Annotated in this window: 19 protein-coding genes; 2 read left to right on the forward strand and 17 right to left on the reverse strand. The window is 44.9% G+C overall.

Going from position 1 to position 22776, the window contains the following annotated elements; genetic code table 11:
* Nucleotides 1–27: 27 nt before the first annotated feature.
* The 3 genes from EUAN_RS07270 to rlmD form a co-directional block, all read right to left on the reverse strand.
* Nucleotides 28–1014 carry an aromatic ring-hydroxylating oxygenase subunit alpha gene (locus tag EUAN_RS07270; RefSeq protein WP_071063238.1) on the reverse strand — a complete coding sequence of 329 codons (987 nt, stop codon included), beginning with the start codon at nt 1012–1014 and terminating at the stop codon, nt 28–30.
* Between the two features lie 332 nt (nt 1015–1346).
* On the reverse strand, nt 1347–2222 hold the full coding sequence (locus EUAN_RS07275; RefSeq protein ID WP_071063240.1) for a DUF5050 domain-containing protein: 876 nt from the start codon (nt 2220–2222) through the stop codon (nt 1347–1349).
* Between the two features lie 238 nt (nt 2223–2460).
* Entirely contained in the window at nt 2461–3789 is a 1329-nt protein-coding gene (rlmD, locus tag EUAN_RS07280; protein ID WP_071063242.1) for a 23S rRNA (uracil(1939)-C(5))-methyltransferase RlmD, read from the reverse strand.
* A 143-nt stretch (nt 3790–3932) separates the two neighbouring features.
* On the opposite strand from rlmD, the gene EUAN_RS07285 reads away from it, so the two are divergent.
* Entirely contained in the window at nt 3933–4829 is an 897-nt protein-coding gene (locus EUAN_RS07285) for a sensor domain-containing diguanylate cyclase (RefSeq protein ID WP_071063244.1), read from the forward strand.
* 15 nt (nt 4830–4844) lie between these two features.
* Here EUAN_RS07285 and EUAN_RS07290 read toward each other — a convergent pair whose 3' ends face one another.
* The 9 genes from EUAN_RS07290 to EUAN_RS07330 all read right to left on the reverse strand — a co-directional run bounded on the left by EUAN_RS07290 (nt 4845) and on the right by EUAN_RS07330 (nt 14321).
* On the reverse strand, nt 4845–5177 hold the full coding sequence (locus EUAN_RS07290; RefSeq protein ID WP_071063246.1) for a branched-chain amino acid transporter permease: 333 nt from the start codon (nt 5175–5177) through the stop codon (nt 4845–4847).
* Nucleotides 5174–5899 carry an AzlC family ABC transporter permease gene (locus EUAN_RS07295; RefSeq protein WP_071063248.1) on the reverse strand — a complete coding sequence of 242 codons (726 nt, stop codon included), beginning with the start codon at nt 5897–5899 and terminating at the stop codon, nt 5174–5176. The genes EUAN_RS07290 and EUAN_RS07295 overlap by 4 nt, the downstream gene beginning before the upstream one ends.
* A gap of 90 nt (nt 5900–5989) precedes the next feature.
* On the reverse strand, nt 5990–6391 hold the full coding sequence (locus EUAN_RS07300; RefSeq protein ID WP_071063250.1) for an acyl-CoA thioesterase: 402 nt from the start codon (nt 6389–6391) through the stop codon (nt 5990–5992).
* Between the two features lie 16 nt (nt 6392–6407).
* Nucleotides 6408–8159: a pyruvate kinase gene (gene pyk, locus EUAN_RS07305; protein WP_071063251.1), complete on the reverse strand. Its 1752-nt coding sequence runs from the start codon at nt 8157–8159 to the stop codon at nt 6408–6410.
* A gap of 11 nt (nt 8160–8170) precedes the next feature.
* A complete protein-coding gene (gene pfkA / locus EUAN_RS07310) occupies nt 8171–9136 on the reverse strand; it encodes a 6-phosphofructokinase (protein WP_071063253.1) in 966 nt (321 codons plus the stop codon).
* Nucleotides 9137–9153: 17 nt separating this feature from the next.
* On the reverse strand, nt 9154–12636 hold the full coding sequence (locus tag EUAN_RS07315; RefSeq protein ID WP_071063255.1) for a DNA polymerase III subunit alpha: 3483 nt from the start codon (nt 12634–12636) through the stop codon (nt 9154–9156).
* 51 nt (nt 12637–12687) lie between these two features.
* Nucleotides 12688–12942, reverse strand: coding sequence for an HPr family phosphocarrier protein (locus tag EUAN_RS07320; RefSeq protein ID WP_071063257.1), 255 nt, complete (start codon nt 12940–12942; stop codon nt 12688–12690).
* A complete protein-coding gene (whiA, locus tag EUAN_RS07325; protein ID WP_071063259.1) occupies nt 12923–13900 on the reverse strand; it encodes a DNA-binding protein WhiA in 978 nt (325 codons plus the stop codon). The genes EUAN_RS07320 and whiA overlap by 20 nt, the downstream gene beginning before the upstream one ends.
* Nucleotide 13901: 1 nt before the next feature.
* The gene (locus EUAN_RS07330) at nt 13902–14321 is read right to left on the reverse strand and encodes an NUDIX hydrolase (RefSeq protein WP_071063260.1); all 420 of its coding nucleotides are present in this window, start codon (nt 14319–14321) and stop codon (nt 13902–13904) included.
* A gap of 134 nt (nt 14322–14455) precedes the next feature.
* Here EUAN_RS07330 and EUAN_RS07335 point away from each other — a divergent pair, with 134 nt between their 5' ends.
* Nucleotides 14456–15127, forward strand: coding sequence for a beta/alpha barrel domain-containing protein (locus EUAN_RS07335; protein WP_071063262.1), 672 nt, complete (start codon nt 14456–14458; stop codon nt 15125–15127).
* A gap of 27 nt (nt 15128–15154) precedes the next feature.
* On the opposite strand, the gene EUAN_RS07340 is transcribed toward EUAN_RS07335, so the two are convergent.
* The 5 genes from EUAN_RS07340 to nifJ form a co-directional block, all read right to left on the reverse strand.
* The gene (locus EUAN_RS07340) at nt 15155–16432 is read right to left on the reverse strand and encodes a YvcK family protein (protein ID WP_071063264.1); all 1278 of its coding nucleotides are present in this window, start codon (nt 16430–16432) and stop codon (nt 15155–15157) included.
* A gap of 18 nt (nt 16433–16450) precedes the next feature.
* The gene (gene rapZ, locus EUAN_RS07345) at nt 16451–17305 is read right to left on the reverse strand and encodes an RNase adapter RapZ (RefSeq protein ID WP_071063266.1); all 855 of its coding nucleotides are present in this window, start codon (nt 17303–17305) and stop codon (nt 16451–16453) included.
* A 2-nt stretch (nt 17306–17307) separates the two neighbouring features.
* Entirely contained in the window at nt 17308–18057 is a 750-nt protein-coding gene (locus EUAN_RS07350; protein ID WP_071063268.1) for a PHP domain-containing protein, read from the reverse strand.
* 18 nt (nt 18058–18075) lie between these two features.
* Nucleotides 18076–18993 carry a UDP-N-acetylmuramate dehydrogenase gene (gene murB, locus EUAN_RS07355; protein WP_071063270.1) on the reverse strand — a complete coding sequence of 306 codons (918 nt, stop codon included), beginning with the start codon at nt 18991–18993 and terminating at the stop codon, nt 18076–18078.
* 102 nt (nt 18994–19095) lie between these two features.
* Complete coding sequence (gene nifJ / locus EUAN_RS07360) at nt 19096–22626, reverse strand: pyruvate:ferredoxin (flavodoxin) oxidoreductase (RefSeq protein WP_071063272.1); 3531 nt, start codon at nt 22624–22626, stop codon at nt 19096–19098.
* Nucleotides 22627–22776: the final 150 nt, after the last annotated feature.

Raw genomic sequence — 22776 nt, forward strand, 5'->3', positions numbered from 1 at the left:
AATTAATTTGATTTTCTATTCACTCCATCAGCAGTCTCTTTGTCTTTCACTTTTTGACTTAAGCTTCTCTCTTCGTTTTCTGTACTCTATAATTGGCAAATCTCCTTGAATCAGATTCTCTTTCATAGACAGCTCGGTCTTTTTAGGAATCTGGGTGATTACGACTCTTCTGTCCTGATGCAGTATCACTTTGTTTCCCACATTCCCTACAAAGTCGGAGATCCAATTGAACAGAAGCGGAAGTTTTCCCTTTCTATACGACCTGATGTATATATGTGTATTCTCCTCGTCTATCGGGGCAAAAATAGCAACTATCCTGAAGTTCGGAGATATAACGTTCTGCCATAGATTGGGCATTTGAAACTGGAGCGAAAACAGCTTTTCATAGTCCAGTATTTCTCCGGGCTTTTCAGGACTCTGTCCTCTGTCTGTCTGGTTCTTTACGTAGAAAGTCATCAAATTGTCTTGCCACTTCACTACCGGCCCGTTCACTAGCGTCCTGTTTCCCCTGCCGATTGTAGTCTTGTGCACAAACGGCAGATGGACTACGTCAAGCTGGTTCTCTATGGCTCTGCTGTAGTGTACCGGCCATGTTTCAGAAAATCCCCCGTAGAAAAATCCCGACTTCAGCTCCTGAAAAAACGGAATCTCAGGTACGTTCTCTCTGTCTTCGCCGTACCAAATCCATACAAGCCCGTATGCCTCTTTAGCCAGATAGGAGTTAACCTTGAAATTGTCTGGGACTTCGGCGTTCATTCCGTTTGCAGGAATTAGAACGACTTTGCCGGTAGTCTCATACTGGAATCCGTGGAACGGACATTCCACCGCTCCATCCACCAGCTTCCCAGCCGAAAGACTTGCCCCTCTGTGGCAGCATTTGTCGAATATGCAGTGGATCTGACCACCGCTGTCTCTCCAGAACACCAGCTTCTGCGACATCCTTGTAGCTCCTGTAAGCCTGCCTTTCTTCACCTCTTTCGAGTCCAGCACGGCATACCACTGAGATTTAATCATGCAATCACCCCTTCCAGAGTCGCCTATTCTGACTATGCAAAAAGGACAAGAGACCTCGACAGATCTTCTTGTCCGAAATGACCTTCTTCACATAGGCCTTTTTTACTTTATCGACTTCAATATTCTGATATCGTTTAAATTCTTGAATGACCTTCAATCAACTGCTTAAAAATATCCATTATCTGCTTATCCACTCCGAGCATCTCCTTTTCCAAAGACACATAAAAAAACCACACCTAACTGAGTCCATTCTATCATATATCCCTGGATTTTTGAACTGAAGTCAACAGTTATCCATCTATCTTCTTTAATCCTAATATACTCCAATATCCCTACTCAATCCTAACTTTACCACTGCCGTCCAAGTTGATCCTGTAGGCTGCACCCGAGTACTCGATGTAGTAGATGTATTTGTCGTCAACCTCGCATATAGTGAACATCTCTTCCTCGTTCAGCTTCTCTTCAGCTGTTCCGTCCAGCTTAGATCTGAAAAATCCGTCTTTTTTCCCGTAGTACATCCAGTTTCCTTCTATAGCTACGAAATTCCCCTCTACAAGCTTTGATTTCTCAGAACCATCCAGTTTCATCCTGTATGCACCAACTATTTCACCTTTTTTCGACTCTTCGCCGTAGTAGATCAGCCCGTCTTTTATTTCATATATCCAAACTCTTTCTGAAATCCTCTCAGCGCCTGTTCCGTCTGTCTTCATCCTGAACAGATTCTCGCCATCTTCGTAGTAAATCCAACCATCTGAAACCGTCATGCTTCCATTGAAAGAATTTATCTGGGCTATCTTGCTCTTTTCAGTTCCATCTGTCTTTACTCTGTAGACTTCTCCTGACTTGAGTGGATAGTAGATCCAGTCCCCTGAAACATAGAATCCAAACATATTTTGTTCCTCTGTATCCACAACCTTGACTTCTCCTGTTCCATCTATCTGAATTTTCCTGATGCCTTCTCTGCCAAGATAGTATATAGTGTCTTCTTGGATCACGCTGTAGTTAGTAGCGACTCCAGGCTCGAATTTCGTCTTTTCCGAAAAGTCAGGCTTCATCTTGTAGAGCGTATCTTCTTTGATATTTACATAGTATATCCAGCCATTATTCTCCATTATTCTGCTGACAGTTGTCCCGCTAAATGACTCGCAGCCGCTCAGCAACACTATACTTGTAACAAAAAGCAGAAGCAGTCCCATAATTTTTTTCATATCTATACCTCCCTCCGATAAGTCTTCATACTCTTAACGTCTATAGTATAGATATATACCCATGGAAAAAGGCACCTAACCTTTCAGCCAGATGCCTCTAAAATAATTCTATATTCTAAACTTCTTCAGTCGCTCTACTCCTTCACAAGCAGTGTTACGGCTTCAACCGTAAAATTCACCAATCACTCTTCGCTTCGCTCGTGTTCTTGGGCATTTCTGGCATGAGACGTGCCTCTACTTACTTTGTAAGTAGGGCTACGGCTTCAACATGTGAGCTCATTGGGAACATATCCACAGGCTGAACCTTTTGCACGCTGTACCCGTTCTCCACTAGAAATGCTATATCCCTTGCCATTGTGGAAGGATTGCAAGATACGTAGACAACTTTCTTTGGCTCTACCTTGACTAGAATCTCAAGCACTTTCTTTTCGCAGCCTTTCCTAGGTGGGTCTATGACTACAACATCCGCTTTCCTTCCGTCTCTATATAGGTCCGGCATAACGCTCTCGGCCTTTCCTGCATAGAACTCCACGTTGGAAATATTGTTCAGCTCCGCATTCTCTATCGCGTTGGCCACAGACTTCTCCACATACTCCACACCGTACACAGTCTTGGCCTTTTCCGCAAGCATAAGCGTTATAGTACCTATTCCGCAGTATATATCGTACACGCATTCGCTTCCGTCAAGCGCCGCATACTCCATTACCTTGCTGTAGAGAAGCTCCATTCCATCTGTATTTACCTGGAAGAAAGTCTCTGGGGAAATCTTGAACTTGTGCTCTCCTACGTAGTCGTATATATATCCTTCTCCGTACACCACTCTGCTCTTAGGTCCAAGTATACTGCTTCCACCCGCCGTGTTTATATTCTGCACCACTGTCTTTACCTCTGGAATTTCCTCCACCAACAGGTCTGAAAGAAGCTCTATCATAGGCATCTTCTTCGCAGCCGTGACTATTACAACCATAGTATCTCCAGTCTGCTTCGAGTCCCTCACCACTATATGCCTTACGCAGTCTATATGATTTTCCTCTAGCCAGTCTTTAACTAAATCTGCGACTTTTCTGCTGACTTCGCTGTTTATATTGCAGCTGTCTGTGTCCACTACGCTGTGGCTTCCACGCTCATAGTAGCCTATCTTTATCTCGTCGCCGTTCTCTATGTGAAGATTGACCTTGTTTCTATAGTTTTCAGTCTTTTCAGCTGAAATTATGCTCTCGACCTCTACATCTACTTTTGCAAGCTTTGAAAGGGCGTCTTTTACCTTCTTCTCCTTCATCTCCAGCTGCTTCTCATATTTAAGCTCCTGAAGCTCGCAGCCTCCGCATCTTTCTGATACAGGACACCTGCTCTCTATTCTGTCTTTCGAGTACTCAACTATCTCAACCATCTTCGCCTCGGCGTAGTTTTTCTTCATCTTGGTTATTTCAGCCTCTACAGTGTCTCCCACTAAGGCTCTGTCTACAAATACAGCCAGGCCCTCTTCGGTTCTGCCCACTCCTTTGCCCTCATGCGTCATATCCACTATCTTTAACTTAACTTTTGAACCTTTATCCAAATTTATCATCTCGCTCTCTTTTCAAACCAGTTTGCCTGATCTGTATTGTAAAATTATATCCTTTACTCATGATTAAATCAACGCAATTAGAGTTGTATATTTCTACTTTTGGGTTTAAAATCATATTACATATACATATTGGGGGGATTGGATTGAAAAATGAGGATTTTTATAAAAATCTTCTAGACACTGTGGAAGATGGGATTTACTACGTGGACACAAATAGAAAATTAACTTTTTGGAACAGAGGCGCCGAAATCATAACCGGCTTCTCTGCAGCTGAGGTTGTAGGCTCATACTGCTACGACAATATACTAAGCCACGTGGATGACGATGGGAACAAGCTCTGCCTCGGAGGATGTCCTCTTCAAAAGACACTTGAAGACCATACAAACAGAACTGCATCTGTCTACCTTCACCATAAAAACGGACACAGGGTTTCTGTCTCGGTAAAAGTCATACCCATAATCGAAAACGGCACTGTAGTCGGAGCTGTAGAGACTTTCACAGACAACTCCAAGGAAGCGCTCATAATGAAAGACATTGAGCAGCTCAAGATACTGGCAAACCAGGACCAGCTTACAGAGCTTCCAAACAGGCGCTACACTGAGAGTTTTCTTAAGTCCAGGATGGACGAGTTTAACTCTTTGGGGATTCCTTTCGGGGTGATTTTTATGGATATAGACCACTTCAAGCGTTTCAACGATGATTATGGCCACGATATTGGAGACGAGGTGCTTAAAGTGGTTTCAAAAGTGTACAGGGGAGCCAAGCGAAGCCAGGACATTATAGGCAGATGGGGCGGCGAGGAGTTTATAGGGGTGTTTTCTGATGTAAACATGGAGCAGCTCTCGACTATAGCCGAGAGGATCAGGATGCTGGTTGAAAATTCTTCAGTCAGAGGGCATGGTGAGGAGCTTCGTGTCACCATTTCGCTTGGTGCCACTCTTGTCAGAGAAGGTGACTCTATAGAAGACATAGTCAAGCGGGCAGACAGCCTTCTCTATGAAAGCAAGCATAACGGAAGAAACAGAGCGACTTTGGATTAGTCGCTCTGTTTCTTTTTAAAACAATGTCTGGACAAGTGCCATGTACATTGCAGTTCCTCCGCCTATGCTCAGCAGCGTGCTCCGCCTCCAATTGTGCAGCAGCACTATGAAGAGTATGGAAGCAGCCTCTGGAATTCCGTGTGAAGGCCCTTTTAAGTCCACGCTCTTCAAGCAGTATACAACCAGAAGACCCATTGCCGAATAAGGCAGTACTTTCCCCAAATAGTCTATATAGGGATTGCTTGCGTTCTTGCCCTTGAATATGGCAAAAGGCAGAAACCTGGTGATCATAGTTCCAAAAGCCACCATAGCTATTATCACAACTATTTCAAAAGTCGTAAGCTTCACTCTATCCCCTCCTCTAGTACACCGCTTTCGCTTGCAGCTTTGTCCTTTTTGCCTCTAGCCAGTGTAAGTGAGACAAGTATTGAGATCATGGCCGGGATTATAAATCCGTCTTTTCCGAAAGCCAAAAGACTTAGGGCAGAACAGGTCACGCCTATAACTGCCGGCATATGGTTCTCCTGCGACTTCCACTGCTCTACAAAAGTCACTACGAATAGGGCTGTAAGCACAAAGTCCAGTCCCTCTATGCTGAAAGAGACCATGCTCCCTAGAAAAGCTCCCAGAGCTGACCCTGCAACCCAGTAAAAGTGGTTGAGCGCCGTTATAAAAAACATAAACCAGTTTCTATCCACTCCCTCGGGCGGCTCCGAGGAATGGACTATCGAGAATGTCTCATCGCAAAGCCCGAATATGAGATAGGGCTTTAAAGCTCCTGTACCCTTGAATTTATCTAGCAGCGAAATGCCGTAGAATAGATGCCTTGCGCTTACCATTATCGTCATAAGCAGCGCATAAAGCGGATTGAATGCAGTTGTAAGAAAAGTTATTGCAAGGTACTGAGAAGCCCCAGTAAATACAATAAAACTCATAAGCGCTGTCCATCCAACTCCATATCCCTTGCTGTTCATAAGTATTCCGTATGCTATCCCCAAGAAAGTAAACCCCGTGAAGACTGGAATTGTATGTGGGAATGCGGCTTTCAACGATTCTATTTTTTCTTTCAAATCCTTCACCACCTGTGTCTAAACTAAAAAAAACGGCGCAAATTCCCCCGTTATCTAAGTATACCACAACTAGAGTAATCTGCGCCTTTGTTATCTATTCAATTTTTCCCACATCTGTGGATGTTGCTTTTTCAAGTTTATAGGCCTGAACTCTGAGTCCACAAATATATGCTCTGTCCTCCCGGTTGCAAGCAGCTCGGAGTCCTCTTTTCTGAACACCATGTACTCAAAGTAGAACTTGGCCCTCTTTACCTCGGAAAGCCTAGTCTCTACAGTCACTATGTCGTCATACTTGGCTGGATGGCGGTACTTGCAGTTCACTTCAAGCACCGGCACCATTATTCCCTGGCTCTCCATAGCTCTGTAGTCAAGCCCTATATCCCTCAGGTATTCAACCCTTCCGACTTCAAACCAGGCCAGGTAGTTTGCATGGTATACAACGCCCATCTGATCTGTCTCGGAGTACCTAACTCTTATCTCTGTTCTATTCATCTAATTGCAAGCCTTTCTAAACCTTTATAGAATTCTTGTATATAAGCCCTTTAAGCGGATCCATTCTTATGACTTCGTCGTCTTCAAGCCTCAACTTGGCGTCTTCCACCCCGACTATCACAGGTATTCCTATGTTGAGCGCGACTATCGCTCCGTTTGAAGTGTAGCCTCCCTCTTCTGTTATAAGCCCCGAGGCTTTTTCAAGGTATTTAACCATAGGCTTTTCTACGCTCATAGCCACTACTATGTCTCCTGGCCTGAACTTTTTCTTGAAGTCCTCTAGAGTGGATATATTACATACCCTTCCATCTATAGGTGCCCTTCCTATTCCAGTTCCCTTGAGTATACTCTCACCTACTCTCTGGACTTTTATCATATTGGTACTTCCAGCCACCCCTACAGGTATACCTGTAGTTATGACTATAAGATCGCCGTCTCCTATAAACCCGTTGTCTATAGACGCATCTATCGAATGCTCTATCAGGTCATCTGTGGCATCCGACTCAGTAGCTATTACAGGGTATACTCCCCATACAAGCGAAAGCCTTCTGAACACTTTTCGAGACTCTGTAGCTGCTATTATAGGCGACTTAGGCCTGAAGCTCGAAACCACTATAGGCGTGTATCCACTTGCCGTAGGCGAAAGTATCGCCTTGGCCCCTAGGTTCTGGGCTGTGGCACATGCTGAGAAGCTTATGGCATCTGTGATGCTCGAGTCCTGCTGTATGGACTTCTCTTTCAGAATCCTCTTGTAGTTCATGGAGTCCTCTGTCTTTATAGCTATGTTCTTCATGGTTGTGACAGCTTCCACAGGGTATTTGCCCATCGCAGTCTCGCCAGAGAGCATTATGGCGTCTGTTCCATCGAGTATGGCGTTTGCCACGTCAGTGACCTCTGCTCTTGTAGGCCTTGGATTCCTTATCATGGAGTCCAGCATCTGCGTAGCTGTGATTACAGGCTTTCCAGCCTCGTTACATTTCTTTATGATATGCTTCTGTACCATAGGCACGTCTTCAGGCGGAATCTCGACCCCAAGGTCTCCCCTAGCCACCATTATTCCGTCCGAAACCTCTATTATCTGGTCTATATTCTCCACGCCTTCGTGGTTCTCTATCTTGGATATTATGTGTATGTCGGTGCCGTGGTTCTCCTCTAGCACCTTCCTTATGTCCAGCACATCCTGCGCCTTTCTCACAAAAGAGGCGGCTATGAAGTCCACTTCCTGCGCTATCCCGAATTTTATATCCGATACATCCCTCTCTGTGACGGCGGGCAAGTTTATGTTGACCATGGGGATGTTCACGCCCTTGTGGTTTGAAACAGGCCCTCCATTTTTCACCTTGCACCTTATCTCTGTTCCCTCTATCTTGACTATCTCAAGCTCTATAAGCCCGTCGTCTATCAGTATCCTGTCTCCTACCTTCACGTCGTCTGCCAGATGTTCATAGGTGACGCTGCAAATGGTGTTGTCTCCAACTATGTCCCTTGTTGTCACAGTGTAGTCCTGACCGTCCTCCAGTATTACTTCCTTTTCCGCAAAGTCCCTTGTCCTTATCTCTGGCCCCTTGGTGTCTAGCATTATGGCTACAGGAAGCTCAAGCTCTTCTCTTACAGCCTTTATCGTCTCCATCCTGGCCAGATGCTCAGGGTGAGATCCGTGGGAGAAGTTAAGCCTCGCCACATTGAGTCCCCTCTTCATTATCTCGGCCAAGACTTCTCTGCTGTCTGAAGCAGGCCCTATAGTTGCAACTATCTTAGTCTTTTTCATCTTCATCCCCCTTAAATCGAAAGTATGTCCGTCAGCTTGTAGGTCTCCTCATCAAATACCTTTTCCATTGAAAGCCCAATTTCTATTTCCTCTGCTACAAGCACTCCGTTTCGCCTTCCCACTAGCTTCCCTGCATCTCCTTCCAGTAGAAGCTGCACTGCCTTGGCTCCCAGCCTACTGGCAAGTGTCCTGTCAAAGGCAGAAGGACTTCCTCCTCTTTGCAGATGTCCCAGTATAGTCACTCTAGTGTCTATGTCCGTGTTCTTCTTTATAATGTCTCCAAGCTCGTAAGGCGTTACATCTCCAACTCCTTCTGCAAATATTATTATAGAGTGCCTCTTGCCTCTATTTCTGGAGTCTATGAGCTTCTTGCATATATTTACTTCGTCTAGCCCGACTTCAGGGACTATTACGCTGTCCGCCCCACCTGCAAGCCCAGACTGCAGCGCTATATCTCCGCACCTTCTTCCCATCACCTCTATTATACTGGCCCTTCCGTGCGACTCAGTTGTATCCCTTATCTTGCCTATGGCGTCTACCACTGTGTTTACAACTGTGTCGAAGCCTATAGTGTAGTCTGTATACCCAAGGTCGTTGTCTATCGTCCCTGGAACTCCTATGACAGGAACACCTAGCTTGCTAAGGTCCAGCGCTCCTCTGAAAGTTCCGTCTCCGCCTATGACTACAAGTCCATCTATGTTGAACACCTTGAGTATGTTCAGCGCCTTTTCCTTTCCTCTGTCAGTCATAAACTCGTCGCTTCTAGCGCTTCTGAGGATAGTTCCACCTCTCTGGATTATATTGGCCACAGATGAAAGCTCCATCTCCTCTATCTTGCCTTCCATAAGACCCTTGAATCCCTCTTTTATTCCAAGCACCTTCAGGCCGCTGTATATGCCGTATCTCACCACAGCCCTTATGGCCGCGTTCATTCCCGGCGAATCTCCTCCACTTGTAAGCACACCTATTGTCTTCAAACTAATTCCCCCTTGGTTTAAACTACTTTTATATTGCCTGCTCCAAGGAGAGATTCAACTCTCTCCTCTAGGCTTTCCTCTGATATATTTACCCAAAATTCCCTTGAAGCCTTAACTGTTTTCTTATTTTTTTCTAGATATATATACACAGGTATGTCTCCTGGGTAGTCTTTTAGCACGTATTTTATGTTTTCAATTTCAGCTATATCCCTGTCGTATGGCAGTTTTATATACACTTTCTTAAGCCCTTTCGACGCCTCGTCTATGTCGTGCAGTCGCTCCGCTATTATGGACTTTCTGCCCTCATCTTCAGATATGCTGAGTTTTCCGTCTACAAGCACTATCCTGCCCTCTTCCAAGAGCTCTCTGTGCCTCTCGTAGACAGCCGGAAACACCACGACCTCTATGTCTCCGAAGAGGTCTTCTATAGTCACGAAGCTCATCATGTTGTTGTTTCTGGTGAGCTTGTTTTTCTTGGCGCTTATTATCCCAGCTATCTTGACTCTCTTGCCGTCTTTGACCCTTTGGTCGAAAGAGCCTTCCTCTGATCCGTCGCTGTTTATATCGTGTGTGTTTATATTAGAGAGCTTCTTTACAGCCTCCTCGTAGTCTGAAAGAGGGTGCCCAGTTATATATATCCCTGTCATCTCTTTTTCCATGGAGAGAATTATTTGCTTGGAAAACTCCTCTATGTCTGGAAGGCTGTCCAGATCCAGACTCTTGTTCTCTGAAGTGTCAACTGTCTCAAAGAGCGAGAACTGCCCTTCTATGTTCTTCTTCTTTTCCTTCTGCACTCCGTCTAGTATCCTCTCGTATACAGCTATAAGCTGGGCCCTCTTGTACCCAAGAGAGTCGAAAGCGCCGGCCTTTATAAGGCTCTCTATCATCCTCTTGTTGATTGATGAGTCGGCCCGCTTGCAGAAATCCACAAAGCTCTTGTACTTCCCGCCATGCTGTCTTTCTTTGACCATGTCCTCTATGGCATTTTTCCCCACGTTCTTGACCGCCGAAAGCCCAAATCTTATCTTGCCATCCACAACTGTGAACTTGAGATAGCTCTCGTTTATGTCCGGAGGCAGTATATCTATTCCAAGCCTTTTGCACTCGTGTATATACAGCGATACGGAATCCGAGCTGCCCATGACGCTTGAGATAAGCGCCGCCATAAATTCCACAGGGTAGTAGTGCTTTAGCCACGCAGTCCTGTAGGCCACAAGCGCATACGCCGCCGAATGCGATTTGTTGAACGCATATTTGGCAAAATCTATCATTTCATCATAAATCCGGTTGGCGGTGGATTCGTCTACACCTTTCCTGAGCGCGCCCTCTATCTCGCAGTTGCCGTCACTGTCCAGCTTTCCGTATATGAAGTTCTTCCGCTCTTCCTCCATGACGTCCATCTTCTTCTTCCCCATGGCCCTTCTCACAAGGTCCGATCTGGCCATAGAGAAGCCTCCTATGTCCCGGACTATCTGCATTACCTGTTCCTGGTACACCATGCATCCGTAGGTAACATTGAGAATTGGTTCCAGAAGCTTATGTGCATACTCCACACTCTCAGGATTCTCTTTATTCTCTATATACCTAGGTATCTGGCTCATAGGCCCCGGCCTGTAGAGCGAATTGGCCGCAACTATGTTCTCGAACTCAGTAGGCTTCAGCTCTTTCAGAACCTGCCTCATACCCGGGCTTTCAAACTGGAATATTCCAAGTGTCTCCCCACGGCTGAACATCTCGTACACTCCGCTGTCGTCTTCGCCTATGCTCTCAAGCTCCACTTTCCTGCCGTAGTTGCGCTCTACAAGCTCCACTGCATCTCTTATGACAGTAAGAGTTCTGAGGCCCAGAAAATCCATCTTTAAAAGCCCAAGCTCTTCAAGCTCTGTCATGGTGAACTGTGTAGTTATACTGTCCCCGTTTCTGGAGAGCGGCACGTACTCTGTGACAGCTTCCTTGGATATCACTACCCCTGCTGCATGAGTCGAAGTGTGCCTTGGAAGCCCTTCCACTGCTCGGGCCAGGTCTATAAGCTCCTTTGTGTCGTGCTCGCTGTCGTATACAGCTTTCAGCTCCTTGTTGACCTCTAGCGCCTTGTCTATAGTCATTCCAAGCTCCATAGGTATCTGCTTGGCTATCTTGTCCACCTTGCCGTAGTCCATATCTAGGGCTCTTCCCACATCCCTTATGGCCCCTCTTGCCGCCATCGTACCAAATGTGACTATCTGTGCGACTCTCTCTGAGCCATACTTCCTGACTACGTAGTCTATGACCTCTTCCCTTCTCTCGTAGCAGAAGTCTATATCTATATCAGGCATGCTCACTCTCTCGGGATTCAGAAACCTCTCGAAGAGCAGATTGTACTTAAGCGGGTCTATATCTATTATGTCCAGCACATAGGACACGACACTTCCCGCCGCTGATCCTCTTCCCGGGCCTACCATTATTCCGTTGTCCTTTGCATACTTTATGAAGTCCCAGACTATGAGGAAGTAGTCCACATATCCCATATTCTCTATTGTCTTTATCTCGAACTCCAGCCTTTCCACAAGGCTTTCATCTATCTCTGAGTACTTCTTTTCAAGCCCCTCGTAGCAAAGATGCCTAAAGTACTCGCTATGATTTCCGTAGCCTTCCGGAATCTCATACTCCGGGAGGTGGAGTGTGTCAAAGTCCAGCTCCACATTGCACCTCTCACTTATCCTTGCAGTGTTTTGAAGCGACTTTTCTGGAAACAGCTTCGCCATCTCCTCGTAGGACTTCAGGTAGAACTCGTCTGTGGGGAATCTCATCCTGTCCTCTTCCCCTTCTGTCTTGCCTGTCTGTATGCAGAGCAGTATGTCGTGAACCTTTGCATCCTCTTTTCTTATATAGTGGACGTCGTTGGTCGCCACAAGCTCTATCCCGGTTTCCTTTGAAATCCTTATGAGCCCCTGGTTTACCCTCTTCTGCTCCTCTATATAGTGGTCTTGAAGCTCCAGGTAGAAGTTTTCCTCCCCGAATATATCTCTGTAGAGAAGCGCCTTTTCCTTGGCCGTCTCCGGCTGCCCGTTCAAGATATACTTCTGCACCTCTCCTCCAAGACATGCACTAAGAGCTATAATGCCTGTGGAATATTCTCTTAGCGTTTCATAGTCTACTCTAGGCTTGTAGTAGAACCCGCTTACATAACCCTCCGAGACTATCTTCAAGAGGTTCTTGTACCCTTCCTGGTTCTCTGCTAGCAGCACAAGGTGGTACATGCCGGATTCCCCTTTTACAGTCTTCTCTCTTCTGTCTCCGCTGGTCACATAGACTTCGCATCCTATTATCGGCTTTATGCCTTTTTTTCTGGCCTTCTTGTAGAAGTCCACCACTCCGAACATAGACCCGTGGTCTGTTATGGCTATGGAGTCCATCCCAAGCTCCGCTGTCCTGTCTAGCAGATCCCCTATCCTGGCTGATCCGTCTAGCAAGCTGTAAGAAGTATGGACGTGGAGATGAACCATATTTCCTTTTTCCATAAAATCACCTCTTTATTTCAATCAAAAAAAGATAGCATTTTCACACTATCTTTAAAGCTCCTCCAACACTTTCACTATTTCGGACATGGCCCTCTCTTCATCGGGTCCATCCACAATTATCTCCACTTCGTCTCCTTCCGAGATGCCCATGGCCATTATTCCCATTATGCTTTTTGCATTTATCTGGAAATCGTTTTTCTTTAAATATATCTCGCTCTTGTACTTGGAGCATTCCCTTACGAAAAGAGCCGCAGGCCTAGCGTGTAGCCCAAGCTCGTTTTCTATTTTAACAGTTTTCTCTATCAACTCTCTTACCTCCTTCTGACAGTTCATCAGCTATTTCCTCTAGCTTTCTCAGGCGATGGTTCACTCCGGACTTACCCACAGGCGGGCTCAGCAGTTCGCCAAGCTCTTTCAGGCTTGCGTCCTGGTTTTCAATCCTAAGCCTTGCTATCTCCTTCAGGTTTTCAGGTAGATTCTCTATCCCCATCGTGTTGTCTATAAACTCTATCTTCTTTATCTGCCTTAGAGACGCATTTATCGTCTTGGCTAGATTTGCAGTTTCGCAGTTTACAATTCTGTTTATGTTGTTTCTCATCTCTTTGAGCACTCTTATGTCTTCAAGCCTTAGAAGTGCGTTGTGGGCTCCCATTATGTTGAGCAAATCCACAACCTGCTCTCCTTCCTTTATATAGACTATATAGTAGTCTTTCCTTGTCACTACTTTGGACTTAAGCCCAAACGAATTCACAAGCTCAGAAAGGTCCTTGCTGTACTCGTCGTCGTTAGTTATGAATTCAAAGTGGTATGTCCTCTCAGGGTTGCTTATAGAACCTCCTCCGAGGAACGCCCCTCTTATATACGCTCTCTTGCAGCATCTGTCCTTGACTATGTTAGGAGATATCCTGTTACTAAGTCCGTAGTAAATGCTTTCTCTGTCTCTAAGCACCTCTATATCCCTAAGTATATGCTCCACCTTTTCAGACCCCTCTACATTTATCATGTAGCTGTTGTTTTTCTTGAGCTGTCTGTTTTTCCTGACCACTATGTCGCTGTGCACTTCGTATATTACCTTCAGCAGATTGAATATCCTTCTGGCTATGGATGCATTTTCAGTTGTCACCTTGAGGGAAATCCCTCCTCCGCTTATGCTAAGGCTTCCACTCATCTGTATTATAGCCGCTATTTCAGCTCTGAGGCAGCACTTTGATTTTAGTTCAAGTTTCGATATTTCGTCTTTAGTTGTTGTAGAAAAAGAAGGCATCTTAGTCGCTCTCCCCCTTTATCGCCCTAACGGCCCTGTCTATTATCTTCTTTTCGTCTCTGTACTTGAGAAGCGTCTTTGCCCGGTCTATATGAACAAACTTCACGTCTACGAATCCCTCAGATCTTTGAGGAACTGCATTCATGTTCTTGGCCTTCATAAGATACCAGTGCACCGTCTTTCTTATAAGCCTGTGCTCTTCTTTCATGCTTCTGAACTTGTACTTTATATATCCTAAATAAGTTATAATTTCAGCTTTCACTCTTGTCTCTTCCATCACTTCTCTTGTAGCTGCATCTTCTATGGTTTCACCTGGCTCAACTCTACCTTTGGGCAATACCCAATCTCCGTTGTACTTCTTGAGCAGTAGTATTGCATTGCCAAATATGACTATCCCTCCAGAGCTTATTTCTTCTCTCAATTTTAGACCACTCCCATAGTATTGTCTTTATTGATTATATCATATTATAAACCTCACAATGTTATAATTTGTATACTTTAATATGTTTTTATTGTATAATTGGTCTATAATTCTATGAAGAGAGGCGGTATTGTATGGAAAAGAATTTTATCCCAGAGGTATCTAGCTACCTTAGAAAGAATATGATCTACGTGCCTAAGGTTATATACAAGAGTTCTGGCATAAGAGTCAACGGAAAGCTGATCAGATCCCTTGTGTTCTCTACAGATGTTGCTATAATAAGGAATATAAATGCTGACGCTGTTATAGCCGTATACCCTTTCACTCCTCAGCTGGTGGTGACGCAGGCGCTTATGACTGCGGCCGATATCCCGGTCTTCTGCGGTGTAGGCGGTGGAACCACTACTGGGAAGAGGACTGTCAACATTGCGCTTCACGCTGAATTTCAGGGAGCCTTCGGTGTGGTAGTAAACTCTCCCACTGAGAACAGCGTCATAAGTGCGCTAGACGAAACAATAGATATTCCCATAGTTGTGACTGTCGGGTCTGAAAATACAGATATAGATGCCAGGCTGAAAGCAGGGGCGGATATACTGAACGTATCGGGTGGCCCTAGGACTATAGACATAGTAAAGAGCATAAGAGACAGATACCCTGATGTGCCCATAATCGCCACAGGAGGCCCTAACGAGCACACCATACTTCAAACAATAGAAGCTGGTGCAAATGCAATTACATATACGCCTCCTACTACGGCTGAACTCTTTTCCCCTGTGATGGAAAAGTACAGAAATCTGAATGACTAAAAACGCTGGCGAATTTTCGCCAGCGTTTTACTTTAGTCTTGAAGCAAGTGCTATTTTCACTATTATCTGGCTTAACTCGTTGCTGTCATGCCTTATCTTCTCTTTGTCTGACTCTACAAGCTTGTCTTTTACGAGAACTATTCCCTTTGCTCTCAGCTTCTCCTCGTCTTCTTCTGTTATAGAAACCATTTCGGCCCCATCTTCGCTATACCTCTTAAGAGTCTCCTCTGGAATCACACCTATATTGGAGATCACGTAGTCTATCATATCGTCATAGGAGTGTTCAAGCACGGCCTCTACATGGTCGTATATCCCGTATCCATCCGTCTCTCCTGGCTGTGTCATTACGTTCCCTATGTACACTTTAGTAGCCTTCGACTCTTTTACAGCCTTGGCCATGCCTTCCACAAGCAAGTTAGGTATTACGCTTGTGTAGAGGCTTCCAGGCCCCAGTACGATACAGTCTGCATTCGATATTTCAAAGAGGCTTTCATCTAGGGGCTTTGAATGATCCGGCTCTATTCTGACTCTCTCTATTCTCTTCCCTGTCTCTCTGCTCTTTATAGGGATTTCAGACTCTCCCTTCACCTTTATGCCTCCCTGAAGTTCAGCCACAAGCTCTATGTCTTCAAGCGTCACAGGAAGCACCTTGCCTTTTACAGCAAGCACGTTGCTCATCTCTTTTATGGCCTTGTTGAAATCTCCGTATATCTCATTCATGGCCGCTATAAAGAGATTCCCAAAGCTCTGCCCTTTAAGGCTTCCCTCTTTGAACCTGTGGTTTAGAAGCTTCTGCATCGTAGGCTCTGTGTCTGCAAGCGCAAGTATGCAGTTTCTGATATCTCCTGGCGGGAGCATCCCCATCTCGTCTCTGAGAACTCCTGATCCTCCTCCGTCGTCTGCCACAGTGACTATTGCCGTTATGTTGGAAGTGTAATTTTTAAGCCCTCTTAAAAGTACAGAAAGCCCTGTTCCACCGCCTAGGACCACTATCTTTGGTCCCTTTGAAAGCACCTGCTCTCTGTGAATTATCTCATCTACCGCATTGCTGTCGAACACCCTGTAGTTATTGAAGCTTCTGATTATTTTCAGCAATGCCCTTATTCCTCCACTCCCGGCTACTCCCAGCAGAAAGACTCCAAGTATTATAAGCGTTGAGGAAAACATCCTGTCGTTTCTCCAAGGTATCTGCACTCCATAGAAAAAAGTCACCACTCCGGACAGAAAGAGAATGAATCCGAGAGCGCCGAGAGCTATCCAGTGCTTTATATTGAAAAGCAGCCTTCTCCACCTTAAAATCTTCATAGTTATCTCCTCTTGACCTTACTTTTCCTGCTCTCTGTGTATAACCGTAACCCTGTATTCCTTGTCTAGCAGATATTCATTAAGCTCGTTGGCTATAGTGACTGATCTGTGCTTGCCCCCAGTACAGCCTATGCCTATCACAAGCTGGCTTTTTCCCTCTTTTATATAGTATGGAATCAAATACTCCACCATGCCCTTGAGCTTCTCTAAAAAAACTCTAGACTCTTCAAAGCCCATGACATATTCTCTTACCTCGCTGTCGTTTCCAGTAAGAGGTCTGAGTTCGTCTATATAGTAGGGATTGGGAAGAAATCTGACGTCGAAGAGCAAATCTATGTCCATAGGTATCCCCTTCTTGAATCCGAATGACACTACTGAGATGGAAAGCTTCTCGGACTTGCTTCCCTCTAAGAATATCTTCGTTACCTCTTCTTTGAGTTTTCCAAGCGTCATATTCGACGTGTCTATTATATGGTTTGCCTTGCTCTTTATGCCCTTGAGCTCTTCTCTTTCAAGCTCTATTCCCTTTACTATGCCTCCGTCTGGGCTGAAAGGATGTGGCCTTCTAAGCTCCTTAAATCTCTTTGTAAGCACCCTGTCAGATGCGTCTAGGAAAAGTATCTCGTAGTCTATGTCTGACTCACTCAGATCTTTTATGTTTTCAAAAAACTTGTGTATTGCGTCACTCTCTTTGGTGTTTATAAGAAGCGCCACATTCTCGAAATCGCTTTTCTTGCTCATTGTGAGCTCCACAAAGTCCTTAAGCAGCACAGGTGGAAGGTTCGCTATACAGTAGAATCCCTGGTCCTCTAGCACTTTCAGCACTTCACTCTTTCCCGCTCCTGAAAGCCCTGTTATTATTATAAACTTCATCTCTATTCCTCCCAATCTTCTTTCCACTCGCAGTTCTGTTCTACGTTGTAGATCAGCTTTCTGTTCAGCCTAGCCATCTTGACTACTTCCATAGCCCTGCTGACTTCCCCAACCCTTTCAGGGCTGTGAGCATCGCTGTTTATCACAAACTTAACCCCGGTGTCTTTTGCAATATTCAGATTTCTAAAGTTCAGCTGCCCATGGTTGGGGCTTGCATTTATCTCAAGCATAGTCCCATGCTCTTTTGCAACCTCAGCTATCTTTTTTATGTCTACTCTCATCCTGTCGCCTAGATGGGTTATTATATCCACATTGTACTTCTTTATGGCACCTATTATCGCATCGCTGTTTAGCTGCCTTATCTTCTTGAAGCTGAACAGGTTCATTGCATACATCCTGTAGAGATCTATCCACTTCTTCATCCTGGTGCCATAATGGTATCCTACAAGCAGTATATCCATTATATCAAGTATCTCCTGGTCTACATCTATATTCCCGGAGTAGTCCACTATATTGGCTTCAACTCCCAGCAGTATCCTTATATCCTTGTACTCCTGGTTCAAGCTGTCAACCTCTTCTCTCATCTTGAAGAAGCTCTCTCTCTTGGTCTTGAATACAAGGTGTCCTGGCCCGTGGTCTGTTATAGCTATTTCCTTTAATCCCTTTTTCAGGGCTGCCTCCACGTTCTGCCTAATAGTGCCTTTGCCGTGACTGTAAACAGTGTGTGTGTGGTAATCTCCAGTCAGTATCATCAATTCACCGTCCTGTCGCTATATTTCTTCCCCTATTATCCTTATCTCCGGCTCAAGCTGAATACCAAATTTGTCGTATACAGTCTTCTGTACAACGCCTATCAAGTTCAGTACATCTTCTGCCTTCGATTCGCCTAGATTGACCACAAAGCCGCAGTGCTTTTCAGAGACCTGTATATTCCTGTGTCTAAGTCCTCTAAGCCCTGCGTCTTCTATCAGCTTTCCGGCAAAATATCCCTCAGGTCTTTTGAAAGTGCTACCACCACTTGGAAGATGCAATGGCTGCTTGCTTGTCCTTCTCTCTGTGTAGTCATCTATCTTGGACTTTATCTCGTCTCGGTCTCCTCGATTAAGGCTTATCTCTACCTTGAGCACTACAAGCCCTTCAGCCTGGACAAGGCTCTTTCTGTATCCAAAAGCCATCTCCTCTCCGCTGTACTCTTTCACCTGTCCCTCGGAGTCTATACAGGTTACAGCGCTCACATAGTCCTTTATCTCTCCGCCATAAGCTCCTGCGTTCATAGTCACAGCTCCGCCTATTGTGCCTGGGATTCCGCTTGCAAATTCGAATCCACCTAGCGAATGTTCAAGCGCTTTGCTGGATATCTTGCTCATAAGCGCACCCGCCTCGGCCACTATCTTCTCTTCGTATACGCTTACATCCGACAGCAGCTCCGCTATCTTAACCACTACTCCTCTTATGCCCCCGTCTCTCACAAGCAAATTGCTTCCATTTCCTATTACAGTTACGGGGATGTCTTCGCTCCTGCATATATTCAGAACATCTTCGACTTCCTCTATGCTTGAAGGCTCTACAAGCAAGTCTGCAGGCCCTCCTATCTTAAAAGTGGTGTGGCGTTTCATAGGCTCGTCCACCATCACTCTCCCGTTTGCTACCACACTCTCTATCTTCTCTAAAATTCTCTCTTTATCCATCTCTGCACCTCTGCTCTGTTATCTTTCATACCTTAAGTATACTCGGTTTTCATGCAAAATAAAAGACTGAGTAGCTATGTACTCAGTCTTTTTGGGTTTATATTAATACTCTGACAATCTCTTGTAAGTTTCGTATCTTTCTTTTGCCTCTTCTTCTGCCTTGTCAAAAAGCTCTTCAGCTATATCTGGGAACTCCTTAGCAAGTGAAGTGTATCTAACTTCGCCTTTTATAAAGTCCTTGAACGACTCTACAGGCTCTTTAGAGTCTAGCGTGAATGGATTCTTTCCTTGCTCTTTTAGCTCTGGGTTGAATCTGTATAGATGCCAGTATCCAGAGTCAACAGCCTTTTTGGCTTGAGCTTGAGTTCTTCCCATTCCCTCTCTGATTCCGTGGGCTATACATGGAGCATATCCTATTATAAGCGAAGGTCCATCGTATTTCTCAGCCTCTATAAGAGCTTTCAGGAAGTGGTTCTTGTCTGCTCCCATAGATACTTGAGCTACGTATACATATCCGTAGTTTGTAGCCATAAGCCCTAGGTCTTTTTTCTTCACTCTCTTTCCTGAAGATGCAAATTTGGCTATTGCAGCTGTAGGAGTAGACTTAGAAGACTGTCCTCCTGTATTCGAATAAACTTCTGTGTCCATTACAAATACGTTTATGTTTTCTCCTGACGCAAGCACGTGGTCTAATCCGCCGTATCCTATGTCGTAAGCCCATCCGTCTCCACCTAGTATCCAGATAGATCTCTTGACTAGGTACTCCTTGTCTTTCTCTATCTCTTTAAGTAGAGCTTTAACTTCTTCATCTGACTCGCTGTTGTTTGAAAGAAGGTATAGTATCTTGGCTGTAGCCTCTTTCGAACCATCTGCGTCTTCTTTGTTGTCTATCCAAGCCTGTAGTCCTGACTTAAGCTCTTCTGAGATGTTCATCTCAAGAAGACTCTTCATATTGTCTTCTATCTTAGCTCTGGCATGCTTAACTGCCATAGCCATTCCATATCCATACTCTGCGTTGTCTTCAAACAGCGAGTTCGCCCAAGCTGGCCCTTTGCCGTCTTTGTTCGCACAGTATGGCGTAGACGGTGCAGATCCACCCCAGATTGAAGAACATCCTGTAGCGTTCGCTATCATCATTCTATCTCCATAAAGCTGAGTCACCGCTTTTATATAAGGTGTCTCTCCACAACCTGCACAAGCTCCTGAGAACTCAAGCAGCGGCTGCACGAACTGGCTTCCCTTTACAGTTGTAGGAGCCATCAAGTCGTCTTTCACGCTGACTTCTCTTGTAAGGTATTCCCAATGTCCTGCTTCTGCCTCTTGTTGCTCTTCAGCCGACTTCATGATAAGCGACTTCTCCTTAGATGGACAGATGTCAGCACAGTTTCCGCATCCTGTACAGTCGTAAGTCGAAATCTGTATCTTGTACTCCAGGTTTTCAAGTCCTTTTCCTATAGCCTTCTTAGTTACAAGAGTTTCTGGTGCATTTTTCTTCTCTTCCTCGTCTAGCAGGAACGGTCTTATGGCTGCGTGTGGGCAGACAAACGAGCATTGGTTACACTGGATACAGTTTTCAACTTGCCACTCTGGAACCATTACAGCTATTCCACGCTTCTCGTAAGCAGCAGTTCCGCAAGGGAAAGTACCGTCTTCTCTGCCTTTGAAAGTGCTGACTGGAAGGTCATCTCCCTCTTGTCTGTTCATAGGCTCTAGCACTTTTTCTATAAACTCTGGAACCACTTCGCAGTTTACAGTATCTTCTACAGCGCTGCTCCAGCTTGAAGGAACTTCTACCTTGTTAAGCGCCCCTATTCCTCTGTCAACTGCCTCGTAGTTCATATTTACTATCTTTTCGCCTTTCTTTCCGTAGGCTTTAACTATTGCACCTTTTAGATGCTTGACTGCGTCATCTATATCTATTACGCCTGCAAGCTTGAAGAATGCAGACTGCATCACCATGTTTATTCTGTTTCCAAGTCCAATCTCTTCAGCTATCGAAGTGGCGTCTATAGTGTAGAAGTTTATCTCGTTGTCAGCTATATACTTCTTCATGCTTGCTGGCAGCTTCTCGTCAAGTTCCTCTCCAGACCACATGCAGTTCAGAAGGAAAGTTCCTCCTTTTTTAAGTCCTTTAAGAAGGTCATACTGGTTTACATACGCTTGGTTCGAGCAAGACACGAAGTCAGGACTCTGTACAAGGTAAGTAGACTTTATAGGGTTCTTTCCAAATCTCAGGTGAGATATTGTAACTCCTCCAGACTTCTTAGAGTCGTACGAGAAGTAAGCCTGAGCATACATATCAGTGTTGTCTCCTATTATCTTTATGGCGCTCTTGTTTGCACCAACTGTTCCATCTGATCCAAGTCCCCAGAACTTACATCTTATAGCTTCCTTCGGATTTGTGAAGAAGTTTTCATCTATCTCTAGCGATTTATTTGTAACGTCGTCCACTATACCTATAGTGAAGTCGTTTTTCGGACTCTCTTGGTTTAGGTTGTCAAATACAGCCTTTATCTGTGCAGGAGTAGTGTCTTTTGAACCTAGTCCATATCTTCCACCCACTATTACAGGAGCATTCTCTTTGTTGTAGTAGATAGTTCTTATGTCCAGATGAAGAGGCTCTGCTATAGCTCCTGGCTCTTTAGTTCTGTCTAGTACAGCTATCTTCTTGACTGTAGAAGGCATCACGTTGAAGAAGTATTTATCAGAGAAAGGTCTGTAGAGTCTTACTTTCACAAGTCCTACTTTTTCCCCTGCCTCTAGAAGCTCGTCTATTGTCTCTTCTATAGTCTCGTTTACAGATCCCATAGATATTATTACTCTCTCTGCATCTTCTGCACCGTAGTAGTCAAAAGGCTTGTAGTCTCTTCCAGTTATCTTGCTTATCTCAGCCATGTAGTTGTTTACCATGTCAGGCACTGCTTCGTAGAACGAGTTTGCAGCTTCCTTAGCTTGGAAGAATATATCCGGGTTCTGTGCAGTTCCTCTAGTCACCGGGTGTTCCGGGCTAAGCGCGTTGTCCTTGAATCTCTTTATAGCGTCGTAGTCAACTAAGCTCTTGAAGTCTTCATAGTCTATAGTCTCTATCTTCTGTATTTCGTGTGAAGTTCTGAATCCGTCAAAGAAGTGAAGGAAAGGAACTCTCGACTTTATAGCTGCAAGGTGAGCTATTCCTCCAAGGTCCATTACCTCCTGCACGCTTGAAGATGCAAGCATTGCAAACCCTGTCTGTCTTGCAGACATTACGTCTTGATGGTCTCCGAATATCGAAAGCGCATGCGATGCAAGTGCACGTGCACTTACGTGGAATACTCCCGGCAGCAGTTCTCCCGCTATTTTGTACATATTAGGTATCATAAGCAGCAGTCCTTGTGACGCTGTGTATGTCGTAGTCAGCGCTCCTGCAGCCAGTGATCCGTGAACCGCTCCCGCAGCTCCTGCCTCTGACTGAAGTTCAGATACCTGAACTGTCTGACCGAATATGTTCTTCTTGCCATGTGACGACCACTCGTCTGTCACTTCCGCCATATTTGAAGATGGAGTTATAGGATAAATTGCAGCTACTTCTGTAAATGCGTAGGAAACGTATGCCGCAGCCGTATTTCCATCCATTGTTTTCATGTTTTTAGCCATTTGAATTCCTCCTTAGAATTTTTTGCTAGCTCGCTATTTCTTGTATACAATTTTGCCTCATGTTCTAGAGTATACTTGAATATATGCCCTTTAGTCAAGATTCTGAAAATTCTTTTTACGTATAATCAATCTTATTTTCACAGGTTTTTT

It is taken from the genome of Andreesenia angusta, from assembly GCF_001855385.1.
Classification (GTDB): Bacteria; Bacillota; Clostridia; order Tissierellales; family Gottschalkiaceae; genus Andreesenia; species Andreesenia angusta.

Coding starts and splice junctions, on each gene's coding strand:
- EUAN_RS07270 (WP_071063238.1), bottom strand. CDS start 1,014: ATGATTAAATCTCAGTGGTATGCCGTGCTGGACTCGAAAGAGGTGAAG.
- EUAN_RS07275 (WP_071063240.1), bottom strand. CDS start 2,222: ATGAAAAAAATTATGGGACTGCTTCTGCTTTTTGTTACAAGTATAGTG.
- rlmD (WP_071063242.1), bottom strand. CDS start 3,789: ATGATAAATTTGGATAAAGGTTCAAAAGTTAAGTTAAAGATAGTGGAT.
- EUAN_RS07300 (WP_071063250.1), bottom strand. CDS start 6,391: ATGAATAGAACAGAGATAAGAGTTAGGTACTCCGAGACAGATCAGATG.
- pyk (WP_071063251.1), bottom strand. CDS start 8,159: ATGAAAAAGACTAAGATAGTTGCAACTATAGGGCCTGCTTCAGACAGC.
- EUAN_RS07315 (WP_071063255.1), bottom strand. CDS start 12,636: ATGGAAAAAGGAAATATGGTTCATCTCCACGTCCATACTTCTTACAGC.
- whiA (WP_071063259.1), bottom strand. CDS start 13,900: ATGCCTTCTTTTTCTACAACAACTAAAGACGAAATATCGAAACTTGAA.
- EUAN_RS07335 (WP_071063262.1), top strand. CDS start 14,456: ATGGAAAAGAATTTTATCCCAGAGGTATCTAGCTACCTTAGAAAGAAT.
- EUAN_RS07340 (WP_071063264.1), bottom strand. CDS start 16,432: ATGAAGATTTTAAGGTGGAGAAGGCTGCTTTTCAATATAAAGCACTGG.
- rapZ (WP_071063266.1), bottom strand. CDS start 17,305: ATGAAGTTTATAATAATAACAGGGCTTTCAGGAGCGGGAAAGAGTGAA.
- EUAN_RS07350 (WP_071063268.1), bottom strand. CDS start 18,057: ATGATACTGACTGGAGATTACCACACACACACTGTTTACAGTCACGGC.
- murB (WP_071063270.1), bottom strand. CDS start 18,993: ATGGATAAAGAGAGAATTTTAGAGAAGATAGAGAGTGTGGTAGCAAAC.
- nifJ (WP_071063272.1), bottom strand. CDS start 22,626: ATGGCTAAAAACATGAAAACAATGGATGGAAATACGGCTGCGGCATAC.